Below are 14,472 nucleotides of genomic sequence, written 5' to 3'. Positions count from 1 at the left end.
CCATATCCGCCCATGTCAGGGACCTGGCTGGCTAGCGTGTGAGGGACACCACCCCATCGCTGAGGAGCACGGCATGACCGAGCACGACGAGCAGGACGTCACCAGGACCGGAGCCACCGCCGCCAGCACGCAGGAGCGGTACGACGACGGGATGCGCACCGATGACGACCAGTCGGTCGACCCCCAGGAGGAGGTCGAGGAGCGCCTCAAGGGCATCGAGGAGGAGCGTCGCGCCGAGCGCGACGACGACGTCCCCACCTCGCGCGCGGACGCGGGCGGCGACGACGAGGACCGTGACGACACCCCGGCCGACAGCCGGGCGGGCGACCCGGCCGACGGCGAAGGGGACGTGGCCGGCGACGCCGACGCTCCCCCTTCGTCCGTGGCGGACCGGGACGACGACGAGGACGACCCCCGCGTCGAGACCGACGAGGAGAAGCGGGCGCGCGAGGAGGCCTTCGCGGCCGAGCACGACCCGGAGCAGCACGACCTGTCGAAGGGCGAGGAGTTCCGCCAGGCGGGCGACTGGACCGCCGAGGACGGCAAGCTCACCGAGGACGACGTCGCAGACTCCGCGGCCGGCTCCGACGAGCAGGGCGTCGACGGGCGGCGGCTCTCCTCCGTCGAGGAGATCCGCGACGGCGGTTACGGCGTCGGCTCGGCCGCCCCGATCGAGGACGGCGCGATGCCGCTCGACCACTCCGTCAAGGCGTGGGAGGACACGAAGACCTACCTCGTCCAGGGCGAGGACGGCTACGACGGCGTCGACCCGCACGTGTGGTTCCTCGACGACCGGTCGGCCGAGCGGGCGGGCTTCGACCACGCCGGCTGAGGGAGACACTCCCCCCTTCACCCCCTCCGCATCGCACGAGCCAAGGCTCCTACCCCGTTTCGTGGGTAGGAGCCTTGGCTCGTGCGATGTCTGTCGGGGTGCGTCAGGGCGTGACGGCCAGGTGGCGCAGGACCTGGGCGGCGGCCTCGGCGTCGCCGGTGATCTCGACGTCGGTCTGCGCCGGGTCGGGCCGGCCGGCGCCGAGCATGAGCCAGGTCGCGTCGTCCATGGCGAGGCGAAGGGAGGGCGCCGCCGGGGGCGCGACCGGCACCGCCCGCCCGTCGTCACCGACCTCGGCGGCCAGGGTGCGGCCCTGCGGGCCGGTGACCTCGAGGACGACGGAGGTGTGCGGCGGGAGCCGCTTCAGCGCGACGGGGAAGGCCCGCTCGAAGGTCGCCGCCGCGTGCGCGGCCCCCGCGCTCTCGGTCTGCGTGGGTCGCCCGGTCGCCCGACGGATGTCCTGCTCGTGGACCCACAGGTCGAAGGGGCGGTTGCGCAGGACGGTCTTCAGCGGCCAGCCGATTGCGGCGAAGGCCCCCGGCGCCGCGGTCGCGGGGTCGGCGACGTCGACGTCCGCGAGCATCGCGCGGCGGGCCTCGCAGGCACGGGTCAGCTCGTCGACGAGCTCGTCCCGCGTCCGGCCGCGGCGGGCCTGCACCCCGACGTCCACGACGTCGTTGATGGTCACCGGCGGGGCGTCGGGACCCGTGGGGAGACTCAGGCTCCCCCCTTCGGGCTGAGGGAGGCCGGCGGCCACGCTCTCGAGGTGCGCGAGGTGGGCGACGACGTCGCCGACGCTCCACCCGGGCAGCTCGGTGGGCCGCTGCAGGTCCTCGTCGGTCAGCTCCTCGACGAGTGCGAGCGTCGCCCGCGAGGTCTCGTCCCAGAGGGCCACCAGGTCATGAGCGCTCGCCATGGGGCCAGGCTACGGTTGCCGGGCACGTGGTGCTCCTCGAGGGCGCCGCGGGTCGACCGGACGGGTCTGCGCGGCAGGCTCCCTGCCCTCCCGCAGCAGCCGGCGCGCCGCAGGACGCACCCGAACCCCCTATGGGTCAGGCGGCGGGAAGGTCCGGGAGCGGCAGCTCGTCGAGCCACGGCCCGAGCACCGGCCGGACGTCCTGCCCGGCGACCCGCTCGCAGTGCTCGAGGAACATCTCGGTGTCGACCGTCCCGCCGGCGTGCTCGGCGACCCAGGTCCGCAGGATCTCGAAGAAGGTGTCGTCCCCGACGGTGAGCCGCAGCGCGTGCACCGTCAATGCCCCCCGCTTGTAGACCCGGTCGTCGAACATCAGCTCCGGACCGGGGTCCGACAGCACGAGGTCGTCCTGGTCGAGCCCGGACAGCCGCTTGTGGTGGTGGCGCGCCCACGCGTCCGCGGTCCGCTCCCCGATCTCCTCCGACCACAGCCACTCGGCGTAGCAGGCGAAGCCCTCGTGCAGCCAGATCCCCGACCAGTCGCGGCAGGTCACCGCGTTGCCGAACCACTGGTGCGAGAGCTCGTGCGCGACGAGGCGCCGGTGCTCCCAGTCGCCGGAGCAGAAGTTGCGCCCGAAGGTGGACAGCCCCGCCGACTCGAGCGGGATCTCGAGGTCGTCGTCGGTGATCACCGCGGTGTACGAGGCGAAGGGGTACGGCCCGAACTTCTCCTCGTAGAGGGCGAGCATCTCCGGCTGCGGCCCGAAGGCCGCCTCGCTGCCCTCGCCGTACGCGTCGGTGGGCGCCACGAGCCGCATCGGCACCGACGCGTCCTGCGCCCGCTCGGTGTACGGCCCCACCTGCAGGGTCGCGAGGTAGGGCGGGATCGGCACCGGCTGCTCGAAGGCCCAGGTCGTCGCGCTGCCGCCGCGGCGGCGGCTCGTCTCCTCGCCGGAGAAGGCGACGAGGTAGTCGTTCGGCACCGACACGATGACGTGATAGGTCGCCTTGTCCGAGGGACGGTCGTTGCACGGGTACCAGGTCGGCGCACCGTGCGGCTGTGCGGCGACGAGCACCCCGTTGTCGAGCTCCTCCCACCCGGCCTCGCCGTGGTGACGCATCCGCAGCGGCTTCGGCTTGCCGCCGTACTTGATCCGGACGGTGCAGACCTCACCGACGTCGAGGGGCGAGGGGAGGGTGACCTCGAGCCGTCCGAGGCGGTGGCTGTACCTCGCGGCCCTGGCGTCGACGCTCACCTTCGCGACGGAGAGGTGGGCGAGGTCGAGGGTCAGCGTCGTGGACTCCTCGAGCGCCTCGCAGGTGAGCGTCGCGACCCCTTCGAGCCGGTTGCCGTCGGGGGTGTAGACCAGCTCGAGGTCGTACGCCTGCACGGCGAAGCTCTCGTCGCCGTGCCCCGGGACGTAGTCGTGCCCGTCACCGCTCGTGGTGCGACCGATCACTGCTCGTCCTCCCAGGGACCGATGGGGTTGCCGATCCACCGGGTCCGACTGGGTACCCCTTCGCCACGCATGACGAGGGAGACCGGGCCGGTGGTCGCGTGCCGGCCGATGGTAGCCGCCGGGAGGATCACCGAGTTCGGTCCGAGGGTGCCCCCTTCGCGGACGACGACGGAGCCCATCGACAGGACGCGGTCGTGGAAGAGGTGGGTCTGGACGACGCAGCCGGGGTTGATCGTCGCACCGTCCTGCAGCTCGACGAGGTCGGGCTCGGGCAGCCAGTACGACTCGCACCACACGCCCCGGCCGATCCGGGCGCCGAGAGCGCGCAGCCACACGGTGAGCACGGGGGTGCCGAGGGCCGACGGCACGAACCAGGACGCGGCGAGCATCTCGAGGAAGGTGTCGGCGAGCTCGTTGCGCCACACGAAGGAGCTCCACAGCGGGTGCTCGCCGGCGCGGTGCCGCCCGACGAGGAGCCACTTGGTGAGCACGGCGGTTGTCGCCGCGACGACGCCGGCGGCGAGCAGGACGGGCCCGGCGAGGACGAGCGCGAGCAGCCAGTGGACCTGGAGCAGGGCGAGCAGCGCGAGCGCCACCCCGACGACGAGCGCGACCTGGCAGACCATCGTGAGGACGCGGGCGGTCTCGACGACGCCGCGGAGCACCTTGAGCCGGGTCGGCGGGTCGTAGGTGCGCGAGGTGTCGCCCTCGTCCGTGGTCCGGCGAAGGGGCGACGGCGGGCTGCCGATGTAGGAGGTCCCGCGCGAGACCTCCTGGCGCCGCGGGGCGGCGGAGAGGACGGCGACGAGGGAGGCCTTGGGGACGCGGCGGCCGGGGGCGGCCATGCCGGAGTTGCCGACGAAGGCGCGCTTGCCGATCTTGACCCGCTCGACGCGGATCCAGCCGCCGTCGAGCTCGTAGCCGCCGATGAGGGTGTCGTCGGCGAGGAAGGCGTGGTCGTTGACCGTCGTGAGGCTCGGGATCATGAGCACGGTCGAGGCCTCGACCCCGGTGCCGATCCGGGCGCCGAGCAGCCGCAGCCAGAGCGTCGTGATCGCGCCGGAGTACATGGGGAAGAGCCAGGTGCGGGCCTCGTCCATGACGCGCGCGGTCGTCCAGATCGCCATGCCGCGCAGGGAGCGCACGGGGTAGTGGCCCGGGGCGATGACGAGCGCGCAGGCCCGGACGATCGCGAGGACGAGCAGGGCGAGGGTGGCGTAGCCGACGAGCGCCGCGACGGCCAGCCACGGCAGGACGCGCAGCGCGAGGTCGCCGAGCGAGATGGCGTCGCGGCCGGCGGCGAGGAGGACCGCTCCCCCGGCGAGACCGGCGACGCCGGGCAGCGAGGCGAGCACGGCCGAGGCGAGTCCGTAGCCGACGAGGTAGCCGGGCGCGCGGGGCGGGTCCTCCGCCGACCAGGCGCCGCGGGCCTTGCCGGTGCGGCGGGCGGGGGCGCCGGACCATGCCTCGCCGTCGGGCACCCGGGTGGCGACGTAGGAGCCGGGGGCGACCTGCGCGTCCTTGCCGACGTCGGCGCCGGGTCCGAGCATGCTGCGGGTGCCGACGCGAGCCCGCGCGCGGACCCGGACCTCGCCGATGTGCACCCGGTCGCCGTCGATCCAGTGGCCCGACAGGTCGACCTCGGGCTCGATCGCCGCCCCCGCACCGACCCGGAGGAGGCCGGTGACCGGCGGGAGGCTGTGCAGGTCCACCCCCTTCGCGATCTCGGCCCCCAGTCCCTGCGCGTACCACCGGAAGAAGGGCGCCCCGGCCAGCGACGACGCGGCGAGCTCGTCCTGGACCCGGCCGGCAAGCCACAGCCGGAGGTGGACCTTGCCGCCGCGGGGGTAGCTGCCGGGGTGGATGCCGCGCATGACGAACCGGATCAGGCCGACGGCGAGCAGCATCCGGCCGGGCGGGGCGATGCCGACGATGGTGGTGACGAGCAGGACCCACCACGGGTAGCTCGGCAGCCAGCCGAGGGAGGAGACCGCGGCGGCGACGAGGGTGGAGCCGAGCATGATCCAGGCCAGCCAGCGCAGCGACCCGAGGGCGCGAAGGGGGATCGCCGCGGCGAGCTGCCCACGCTGGGTCTTCGTCGGGATGGGTCGGACCTCGCGGTCGCTCTGGACCGGGCCGGAGCCCATCTCGTCGAGGACGCTCGCGAGGTCGCCGAGGCCGGGGTGGGCGTAGAGGTCACCGACGACGACCTCGGGGTGGCGCTCGCGCAGCCGGCTGACGACCTGGGCCGCGGTGAGCGAGCCGCCGCCGAAGTCGAAGAAGTCGTCGCGCGGCGAGGTCGGCTCGGCGGCGAGGACGTCGCGCCAGATGCCGGCGAGCCAGGCCTGGGTGCCGTGGAAGGTCTGCGCCCCGGTGGCGGTCGTGCGGGGCAGCGGCCAGGGCAGGGCGTCGCGGTCGACCTTGCCGGAGGTCTTCGTGGGGAGGGTGTCGACGACCGCGAGTCGCGGGACGAGGGCGGCGGGCAGGCGCTCCTCGAGCAGCGGCCGGGCGACGGCGTGGTCGTAGGTGTCGTCGACGGTGAGGTAGCCCACGAGGAGCGTGTTGCCTGCGGCGGTGGCCCGGACGGCGGCCGCGGCACCGACGACGCCGGGCAGCCGGAGGAGCTGGTCGTCGAGCTCGCCGAGCTCGATGCGGCGGCCGCCGATCTTCACCTGGTCGTCGGCGCGCCCGCCGAAGAGCAGCCCCTCGGGGTCGTTGACGACGATGTCGCCGGACCGGTAGGCGCGCTCCCACCCGAGGCTGGGCATGGGCGCGTACTTCTCGGCGTCCTTGGCCGGGTCGAGGTAGCGGGCCAGGCCGACCCCGCCGATGATCAGCTCGCCGGACTCCTCGACGGCGACCGGTCGCCCTTCGCCGTCGACGACGGCCAGGTCCCAGCCGGTGAGCGGCAGGCCGATCCGCACGGGCAGCTCGCCGGTGACCATCGCGGCGCACGCGACGACGGTGGCCTCCGTGGGGCCGTAGGTGTTCCACACCTCGCGGCCGGGGGCCTGGAGCCGGGTGACGAGCTCGGGCGGGAACGCCTCGCCGCCGAGGATGAGCAGGCGCACCCGCTCGAGCGCGGCCGGCGGCCAGAGCGCGACGAGGGTGGGGACGGTCGAGACGATGCTCACCTGGTTGGCGGTGAGCCACGGGCCGACGTCGACGCCGGAGCGCACGAGGCTGCGCGGTGCAGGCACGAGGCAGGCGCCGTGGGCGAGGGCGAGCCAGATCTCCTCGCAGCTCGCGTCGAAGGCCACCGACAGCCCGGCCATGACCCGGTCGCGCGGGCCGATCGGCTTGTCCTGCAGGAAGATCCGCGACTCTGCGTCGACGAAGGCGGCCGCGCTGCGATGGGTGACGGCAACTCCCTTCGGTGTGCCGGTGGAGCCGGACGTGAAGATCACCCACGCGTCGTCGGCGGGGTCGGGGTCCTCCCCCGCACGGCCGCTGACCTCGACGTCCTCGAAGCGGGTGATGTCGAGCTCGCCGGTGATCGCGGCAGCGACGGCGGCCTCGCCGAAGACGACGCGGGCCCGCTCCTCGGGGTCGTCGGCGTCGACGGGGACGTAGGCGGCGCCGGCGACGAGGGTGCCGAGGATCGCGACGTAGAGGTCGAGGGTGCCCGAGCTGATCCGGACGCCGACCTTGTCACCCGGGCCGATGCCGAGGTCGGCGAGCTGTCCGGCGAGCGCCTCGGCCGCCTCGAGCAGCTCGGCGTAGGTCATCGTCTCGACCGAGCTGTCGACCGCGGTCGCCTCGGGGTGCGCGGCGACCGTGGCCCGGAAGATCTCGACGAGGCTCCGCGGGGGCGGCGCCTCACCCCCGAGGGTGAGCTCCGGGAGCAGGCCAGTGGTCACGGGATTGGATTGTGCTGGGCCAAGGTGAACAACCCGTGCCGCCCCGCCGCCCTCCCCCTCCTCTTTTCGCACGAGCCAAGGCTCGTGCGAGGGACAAACCCGGGTGAGGCCCGCACGAGCCTTGGCTCGTGCTGCTCCAGGACACCCCGGGCGCGCCCTTCCTCGTCGGCCTGTCGACCTTCGTCAGGCTGCTCTTCTACGTCACCTCGGCGGACCCGATCGAGGAGGGCGAAGGGGTGGGCCGCATTGGTCGCACCGCGACCCTTGTCGTGCCGGGAGAGCTGAGCGACTTCCGCTACCCGGTGCAGGTGCGCAGCATGCCCGCGCCGAGCTTCGGCACCCGGATGATCGAGGGTGACGACGTTACGCACGCCGTCGAGGTCGCCCTGCCCACGGGCGGCCGCTACAGCCTGCTCGACCACGACGTCGACCAGGTCTGCCACGACGTGCTCGACCACTACGAGCGGTGGGCGACCTCGGTCGTCCTCACCGACTCGGTGTAGGTCTCGACCAGCACGTTGGTCGAGGTGCGACGAGCTCTGCGAGGAGCCTCGAAACCACGAAGGGGGTGAGCTGCCGGGACAACCGGCGGCTTACCCCCTTCGCCGTGGTCGGGGTGACGACTAACGACTGGCGAAGGGGTCAGCCGCGGGCCTGGAGCCAGCTCGCCACCGACCGGACGTACTCGGCGTAGTCGCGCCGGGCGAGGGGGACGGCGGTGGTCACGAGCCGAAGGTCCGTGGCGACGTACTCGTGGATGAGGACGTTGCGCATCCCGACGGAGTCCTTGAGCGCGTCCGCCAGGTCCTGCTCGATGAGTCCCGCGGTGACCGCAGCGTCGAAGCTCTGCCGGTACTCGGTCGGTCTCAGTCCCCCGAGACTCGTGGCGGCGTGGGTGTTGATGTCGGCCGCGAGGTCGACGAGCTGGGTGAGGATGCGCTCGATCGCGCGGCGGGTCAGCCGGTCTTGCTCGAGGCTGGCCACCGTGACCTCACCGACGGCGTCGAGGTCGTCGAGCAGGTCACGCATGAGGCCGAGTCTGACCTGGAGCACCTCCCCGGAGAAGTCGCGCGGGCTCATCGGGTGAGCACCTCGAGCGCGCGGTCGCGGAAGCGCTGGGTGTCGCAGTACTCGCCGAAGGCCGCCATCTGGGCGTTGGCGTAGCGACCAGGCGTGAGCTCGACGAGCACGTCGACGCCGTGGAGCGCCTCGTAACGGGCGACAGAGCCAGCGTCGTCGAGCGACATGACGTCGACGTGGTCGCCGTACCTCTCTGCGAGTGCGTTGACGACGTCGAGGTGCGAGGCGTTCGGGCCGCCACGAAGACGGCCGTAGGCGAGGTCGATGTCCCCAGCGGCCGACGGGTCGTCGACCGCACTGCCGAAGAGCACGAGCAGGTCCACACCCAGGCGCACGCACAGACCGGCCAGCGACCCGTCCGCCTCGTCGGCGCGGAGCCGCTCGACGACGCCCGCGAGATCGCTCATGCGTTCAGGCTATCGGCCTTGCTGATCATGCTGGTCGAGGCGCGAGGAGCGCAGCGACGAGCCTCGAGACCGAAGGTGCGAGCGCCAGCGAGCCTCGATGGGCACCCCTTCGTCGTGCGACAGAATGTCCTCGCCATGGAGATCGCCAGCACCTACCTGCTCGTGACCTTCGCGTGCGCGTTGGTCGCGATGGCGTTGCGGCTGCCGCCGCTGGTGGGCTTCCTCGCGGCGGGGTTCGTGCTCGCCGGGATGGACGCGCCGGAGCTGCCGGGGCTCGACACGGCGGCCAACCTGGGCGTGACCCTGCTGCTCTTCAAGATCGGGCTCAAGCTCGACGTGCGGGTGCTGCTGCGGCGCGAGGTGTGGTTCACCGCGACGGCGCACATGCTCATCTACACGGTCGTCGGGGCGGGGCTGCTCAAGCTCTTCATGCTCCTCGGGCTGCCCTTCCTCGACGGGCTGCCGTGGCCGGCGCTGCTCATCATCGGCTTCGCCTTCTCGTACTCGAGCACAGTCCTCGTCGTGAAGGTCCTCGAGGACCGGGGTGAGTCGCAGGCGTTCTACGGGCGGATCGCGATCGGTGTCCTCGTGCTGCAGGACATCGCGGCGGTGGCCTTCATCGTCGCCTCCAGCGAGGACCTGCCCTCGCCGTGGGTGCCGGCGCTGGTGCTCGTCTGGCCGATCTCTCGCCTGCTACGGCGCATGTGGTCCTCGATCGGGCACGGAGAGATGCAGGTGCTCTTCGGGGTGGTCGCGGCCTTCGTGCCGGGGTACGCGTTCTTCGACGCGGTCGGGCTCAAGGGTGACCTCGGCGCGTTGGTCATGGGGCTGCTGCTCGCGGGGCACCCGGCGGCCACCGAGCTGACCCGGCACCTGTCGTCGGTGAAGAACCTGCTGCTCGTCGCCTTCTTCATCAACATCGGGATGACCGGGGTGCCGCAGCTCGAGCACGTGCTCGTCGCGGTGTGCCTGCTTGTGCTCGTGCCGCTCCAGGGGCTGGGGTACTCCCTGCTGCTGAGGATCTCGCGGATCAGTCGGCACACGACGAGCCGGGCGGGTCTGGCGCTGGCGAACTTCTCCGAGTTTGGGCTCATCGTGCTGGCCGTCGCGGTGAGCGTGCAGTGGGTCTCGGAGGACTGGCTGACGATCGGGGCACTCGCGGTGGCGCTGAGCTTCGTGCTCTCGGCGGCGGCGAACCGGTCGGAGCGGCTCGCCGACACCTACGCGCGGATCCTGCCGCCCGACGCGCCGCCGGAGCGGCTGCACGACGACTGTCGCCCGGTGGACTTCGGGGATGCGCGGGCGCTCGTGCTCGGGATGGGCCGGGTCGGCAAGAGCGCGGCCCGCCAGCTCGTGAAGGAGCACGGGGTGAGCGTGCTGGGTCTGGAGCAGGACAAGGAGCGGATCTCCCGCCTCGAGACGAAGGGGTGGCGCGTCATGGAGACCGACGCGAGCGACGTGCGCCTGTGGGAGTCGGTCGCGGCCGGCTCGCAGATCGAGCTTGTCGTCGTGGCACTGCCGTCGCACGAGACGTCGCTGGACGTGCTCAACCTGCTGCGCCACACCGGATTCGAGGGCACGGTGGCTGCGATGGCCCGCTACCCCGACCACGTCGACCAGCTCACCGAGGCGGGCGCGGACGTCGTCCTCCAGGTCTACGAGGGTGCGGGTGCACAGCTGGCGGACGAGGCTGTCGCTGCGCTGCCGACTGCGTCAGGATGGGGGAATGCAGACGATCTCTTCACTCGATGACCTGCTCGCCCTCGAGGGCAAGGAGGCCGGCACCTCCGACTGGGTGACGATCACCCAGGAGCAGGTCGACCAGTTCGCGGACGCGACGGGCGACCACCAGTGGATCCACGTCGACGTCGAGCGCGCGAAGGACTCTCCCTTCGGCGGGACGATCGCCCACGGCTTCCTCACGCTCTCGCTCATCCCGGTCTTCGCGCAGCAGATCTTCGCGCTGGAGTTCGGCGAGGCGAAGCTCAACTACGGCGTCGACTCGGTGCGCTTCACCAACCCCGTGCTCGTCGGGTCGCGCGTGCGCGCCACCGCGACCTTCGAGTCCGTGAAGCAGCTGCCGAAGGGTGTCCAGATCACGACGAAGTACGTCGTCGAGATCGAAGGGGTGGAGCGTCCCGCCCTCGTGGCTCAGCAGATCACCCTCGTGCTTGGCTGACGCTCTCTTCTCCCCGGGCATGTTGCCCGAGGCGTGAGGAGCGCAGCGACGAGCCTCGAAGGCTTCGTTCCCGTGAGCGGGGACGAATAGCCTCCGTTCTCTACCGAAGTCGACGCGCGAGGACATGGCAATGGGTAACGACGTTCGTGTTGTAGGCGCCGTGATCGTCGAAGACGGCAGGGTTCTTTGCGTGCAGCGTGGACCGCATGGTGCCCTCGCCGGCATGTGGGAGTTTCCAGGCGGCAAGATCGAGGACGGCGAAGACCCCCGCGAGGCCCTTTCCCGTGAGATCCGAGAGGAACTCGACTGCGAGATCGACATCGGCGACGAGGTCACCACAACGCGTCACAAGTACGCCTTTGCCGTCGTCACACTGACAACGTTCTGGTGTCGGATCACGGATGGCCTGCCGCGTCTGATCGAGCACGCAGCCCAAGCGTGGCTCCATCCGAGCGACCTCGCCACTCTTGATTGGGCGCCAGCAGATATCCCCGCTGTGGATCTCATTCGGCTCTCCAACTGTCGGTGACCGCTGGCAAGCTACGACCCGTGCCCCCAGACGAGCTCCCCACGGGCCTTTACGAGTCCCTTCTCACCGAGCATTTGCACACGCTCCTGGAGGGGGAGCATCGCGCTGTCGACTTTGGCAAGGTGGATGATGCCGATCAGGCCCATGTCCTCTCCCGGCACCTGAGCGCCGCCCTGCACCGTCGATTGGCTGCCATCAAGAACCCTGCCGAGCGGCTCGCCGCAGCGAATGAGCTGCTCCACGTCATCCAGGGCCCCATCGACTCAATCCGCGAACCTGTGGAGGAGCTTCACCGGCTCAGCGTCCCCGCGGGTCCAGGTCAGGTGGGCCGACTCACTCGGAGACCGAAGACACCGCTGAACGACGCTGCCCTCCTTACCAACGCACACGGTGAGCCCAGCCTGGCCACCGAACTGAAGGCCGAGATCGACTCCGCAGATTCAATCGATCTGTTGTGCGCCTTCGTCATGTGGCCTGGCCTTCGCCTCATCGAGTCGGAACTGGAACGCGCCCACGAGGCGGGCGTTCAGATCCGCGTCGTCACGACGACGTACATCGGGGGAACGGAGCGCCGCGCACTCGACCGCCTCGTGCACGAACTGGGCGCCCAAGTGCGGGTCCAATACGACGCAAAGCGCACCCGACTCCACGCAAAGGCATGGCTCTTTGCCAGGGACAGTGGATTCGACACGGCCTACGTCGGCTCTTCGAATCTCACGACATCGGCCATGCTCGAAGGAGTCGAGTGGAACGTCCGACTCAGCCGAGCCACTGCGCCCGCCCTTCTTGAGAAGTTCCGGGCGACCTTCGACACCTACTGGAACAGTCCAGAGTTCGAGACCTACGACCCGGACCGTGATCGGGATCGTCTGGACGACGCACTACTCGAAGCGAAGGGCGCCAAGGCATCCGACCGAGTGACGATTAGCATCGCCGGACTCGACGTGCGCCCCTATCCGTACCAACAGGAGATGCTCGATGCGCTCGAGGCAGAGCGCCTGGTTCACAACCGGCACCGGAACCTCATAGTCGCCGCTACGGGTACTGGCAAGACAGTCATCGCTGCGCTGGACTACCGCAACCTGGCTCGGAAGGCGGGCTCATCACCAAACCTGCTGTTTGTTGCCCACCGCAAGGAGATCCTCGAACAGTCGATACGGACGTATCGCGAGGTCCTGGGTGACGCGAGCTTCGGCGAACTCTATGTCGGGGGCCAACGGCCCGAGCGTTGGAAGCACGTGTTTGCCAGTGTCCAATCTCTAACGTCCTACGGAGTCTCGCAGATCCCGTCCGAAGCCTTCGACATCGTCGTCATCGATGAGTTCCATCACGCCGAGGCCACGACCTATCGTCGCCTCCTGGACCACCTGGCTCCCAAGGAACTGCTCGGCCTCACCGCAACTCCTGAACGCGGAGATGGCGTTGATGTCCGCAGCTTCTTTGGCGGCCGCATCGCAGCCGAGCTGCGCCTCTGGGATGCCCTCGGAGCCGACCTCCTCTGTCCGTTCCACTACTTCGCGGTGGCAGACGGCACCGACCTTCGGAGCATCGGTTGGCGGCGTGGTCGATACGACGAGAATCAACTCGAGGTAGTGTTCACTGGCAACGACGCTCGAGCCCGCATCATCCTGCAGTCGCTACAGGACAAGGTCTCTGATGTCGGCCAGATGAGGGGCCTCGGATTCTGCGTTGGAGTCCAGCACGCCGAGTATATGGCCGAGGCCTTCACCACGGCAGGTATCCCAGCACGCGCAGTGACGGGAAGTACCCCGTCAGCGGAGCGTGCTCAAGCCATACGAGACCTCCGTGATCGAGCGGTGAATGTGCTCTTCACAGTCGACGTGTTCAATGAGGGCCTCGACATCCCTGATGTGGACACGGTCCTCTTCCTGCGCCCCACCGAGAGCGCAACGGTCTTCATGCAGCAACTCGGTCGTGGGCTCCGACGCACCCATGACAAGGCTGTCCTGACAGTGCTCGACTTCGTTGGTCACCATCGCAAGGAGTTCAACTTCGCACGCCGATTCGGCGCGCTTACTGGCCTGCACGGCAAGCACCTTGAGCAGGGGGTCCAAGACGGCTTCCCGTTCCTGCCCTCGGGGTGCCATGTCCATCTCGACCGGCAGTCCCAAGAGATCGTCCTAGAGAACCTCCGCTCTCAGATCAGTCCGCGCTGGTCCCGGTTGGTTGGCCAGCTCCGGGACCACCCCGAGGACTCCCTGGCGGGCTTCCTCGAGAGTTCTGGCCTTGAGCTCAGCGATGTTCTCAAGCGGGGCCAACGGTCCTGGACCCGCCTCCGGCGCGACGCCGGCCTTCCGACCCCCCGGGGCTCTGCTTGGGAGGAGGCGCTCCTTCGCCGAGTCAGGGCATTCGCTCACGTGGACGACCCGGTAAGGGCAGCCGCGTACGTGAGGCTCCTCTCTGCGACGACACCTGACGCTAGGCAGTCGCCCGCCGAACAACGATTGACCAGGATGCTTTACCACTCACTGTGGCCCGATGGAGGCGGCTTCTCCTCTGCTGCCGAAGGACTTGTCGCTCTCCACCAGGAGGCGGCGGTGCGCGGGGAGATCTCAGAAGTTGTCCGTCTCAGTTTCGAGAATGCCCGCCACGTGCCCCAACCGCTGGACTCGGGTCTTGCGGGGATCCCACTCAGCGTTCATGCGCGCTATCAGCGTGAAGAGATCCTCGCAGCGCTCGACTTCCCACGACATCCGAATAGCTTCCGGGAGGGAGTCCTCTACGTCCCCGAATTGAATATTGACGCCTTCTTCATCACCTTGAAGAAGTCAGAGGCTGACTACTCTCCGTCCACGATGTACGCGGACTACCCGATCTCCCGCACGCTGTTCCACTGGGAATCCCAATCCACTACGTCAGCCGCGTCACCAACTGGCCAGCGATACCTCAATGGGTCCAGCACGGTGCTCCTATTCGCTCGACAGGAACAAAAGGACGACTTCGGCACCTCCCCACACCTGTTCCTGGGGCCAGCGACGTACGTCAGCCACTCTGGTGAGCGACCGATCGCCATCACCTGGCGACTTCTCACTCCGATGCCCATGGACTTCTTCCAGCACGCATCGGCAGTGGCCCAGTGAGCGAGCCTGGGCCAATGGCTCGTCCAGACCGGGCCGGTCCGCACGCCAGCGCAGCTCGGCGATCTCGTCGGTGTGGTTCGTCAGGGGTATCCCGAGCTGCGGGCAGATC

11 protein-coding genes are annotated in these 14,472 nt (G+C 70.0%); 6 read left to right on the top strand and 5 right to left on the bottom strand.

All coding sequences use genetic code 11. The features are described 5' to 3' along the window. Positions 1 to 73: 73 nt before the first annotated feature. Positions 74 to 832 (top strand): sunset domain-containing protein, encoded by a 759-nt coding sequence (locus JNO54_RS02640; RefSeq protein ID WP_204142489.1) that lies wholly within the window; start codon positions 74 to 76, stop codon positions 830 to 832. A gap of 103 nt (positions 833 to 935) precedes the next feature. Here the strand turns inward: JNO54_RS02640 and JNO54_RS02635 are convergent, their stop codons facing one another. The 3 genes from JNO54_RS02635 to JNO54_RS02625 all read right to left on the bottom strand — a co-directional run bounded on the left by JNO54_RS02635 (position 936) and on the right by JNO54_RS02625 (position 7,067). Next, positions 936 to 1,748 (bottom strand): maleylpyruvate isomerase family mycothiol-dependent enzyme, encoded by an 813-nt coding sequence (locus JNO54_RS02635; RefSeq protein WP_204142488.1) that lies wholly within the window; start codon positions 1,746 to 1,748, stop codon positions 936 to 938. Positions 1,749 to 1,884: 136 nt separating this feature from the next. After that, positions 1,885 to 3,207, bottom strand: a complete 1,323-nt coding sequence (locus JNO54_RS02630; protein ID WP_307818028.1) for a M1 family metallopeptidase — start codon at positions 3,205 to 3,207, stop codon at positions 1,885 to 1,887. Continuing rightward, positions 3,204 to 7,067: a Pls/PosA family non-ribosomal peptide synthetase gene (locus JNO54_RS02625; RefSeq protein ID WP_204142487.1), complete on the bottom strand. Its 3,864-nt coding sequence runs from the start codon at positions 7,065 to 7,067 to the stop codon at positions 3,204 to 3,206. Before JNO54_RS02625 ends, JNO54_RS02630 begins: the two co-directional genes overlap by 4 nt. 128 nt (positions 7,068 to 7,195) lie before the next feature. On the opposite strand from JNO54_RS02625, the gene JNO54_RS02620 reads away from it, so the two are divergent. Then, on the top strand, positions 7,196 to 7,570 hold the full coding sequence (locus JNO54_RS02620) for a hypothetical protein (protein WP_204142486.1): 375 nt from the start codon (positions 7,196 to 7,198) through the stop codon (positions 7,568 to 7,570). Between the two features lie 139 nt (positions 7,571 to 7,709). Here the strand turns inward: JNO54_RS02620 and hepT are convergent, their stop codons facing one another. Together hepT and JNO54_RS02610 are read right to left on the bottom strand one after the other, a co-directional pair. Then, positions 7,710 to 8,147, bottom strand: coding sequence for a type VII toxin-antitoxin system HepT family RNase toxin (hepT, locus tag JNO54_RS02615; RefSeq protein WP_204142485.1), 438 nt, complete (start codon positions 8,145 to 8,147; stop codon positions 7,710 to 7,712). Beyond that, positions 8,144 to 8,554 carry a hypothetical protein gene (locus JNO54_RS02610; protein ID WP_204142484.1) on the bottom strand — a complete coding sequence of 137 codons (411 nt, stop codon included), beginning with the start codon at positions 8,552 to 8,554 and terminating at the stop codon, positions 8,144 to 8,146. The genes hepT and JNO54_RS02610 overlap by 4 nt, the downstream gene beginning before the upstream one ends. 114 nt (positions 8,555 to 8,668) lie before the next feature. Between JNO54_RS02610 and JNO54_RS02605 the strand changes: the two genes are divergently transcribed. The 4 genes from JNO54_RS02605 to JNO54_RS02590 all read left to right on the top strand — a co-directional run bounded on the left by JNO54_RS02605 (position 8,669) and on the right by JNO54_RS02590 (position 14,363). Then, the gene (locus tag JNO54_RS02605) at positions 8,669 to 10,306 is read left to right on the top strand and encodes a cation:proton antiporter domain-containing protein (RefSeq protein ID WP_307818027.1); all 1,638 of its coding nucleotides are present in this window, start codon (positions 8,669 to 8,671) and stop codon (positions 10,304 to 10,306) included. Further along, on the top strand, positions 10,281 to 10,733 hold the full coding sequence (locus JNO54_RS02600; RefSeq protein WP_204142483.1) for a MaoC family dehydratase: 453 nt from the start codon (positions 10,281 to 10,283) through the stop codon (positions 10,731 to 10,733). The genes JNO54_RS02605 and JNO54_RS02600 overlap by 26 nt, the downstream gene beginning before the upstream one ends. 130 nt (positions 10,734 to 10,863) lie before the next feature. Then, entirely contained in the window at positions 10,864 to 11,262 is a 399-nt protein-coding gene (locus JNO54_RS02595; protein WP_204142482.1) for a (deoxy)nucleoside triphosphate pyrophosphohydrolase, read from the top strand. Between the two features lie 20 nt (positions 11,263 to 11,282). Beyond that, positions 11,283 to 14,363: a DEAD/DEAH box helicase gene (locus JNO54_RS02590; RefSeq protein ID WP_307818026.1), complete on the top strand. Its 3,081-nt coding sequence runs from the start codon at positions 11,283 to 11,285 to the stop codon at positions 14,361 to 14,363. Positions 14,364 to 14,472: the final 109 nt, after the last annotated feature.

This window comes from Janibacter endophyticus (assembly GCF_016888335.1).
Classification (GTDB): domain Bacteria; phylum Actinomycetota; class Actinomycetes; order Actinomycetales; family Dermatophilaceae; genus Marihabitans; species Marihabitans endophyticum.
This window is presented reverse-complemented; position numbering and strand designations above follow the sequence as displayed.

Bases quoted from the DNA above. Each gene is read 5' to 3' on its own strand.
- JNO54_RS02640 (WP_204142489.1), top strand. From the start codon at position 74: ATGACCGAGCACGACGAGCAGGACGTCACCAGGACCGGAGCCACCGCC.
- JNO54_RS02635 (WP_204142488.1), bottom strand. From the start codon at position 1,748: ATGGCGAGCGCTCATGACCTGGTGGCCCTCTGGGACGAGACCTCGCGG.
- hepT (WP_204142485.1), bottom strand. From the start codon at position 8,147: ATGAGCCCGCGCGACTTCTCCGGGGAGGTGCTCCAGGTCAGACTCGGC.
- JNO54_RS02610 (WP_204142484.1), bottom strand. From the start codon at position 8,554: ATGAGCGATCTCGCGGGCGTCGTCGAGCGGCTCCGCGCCGACGAGGCG.
- JNO54_RS02600 (WP_204142483.1), top strand. From the start codon at position 10,281: ATGCAGACGATCTCTTCACTCGATGACCTGCTCGCCCTCGAGGGCAAG.
- JNO54_RS02595 (WP_204142482.1), top strand. From the start codon at position 10,864: ATGGGTAACGACGTTCGTGTTGTAGGCGCCGTGATCGTCGAAGACGGC.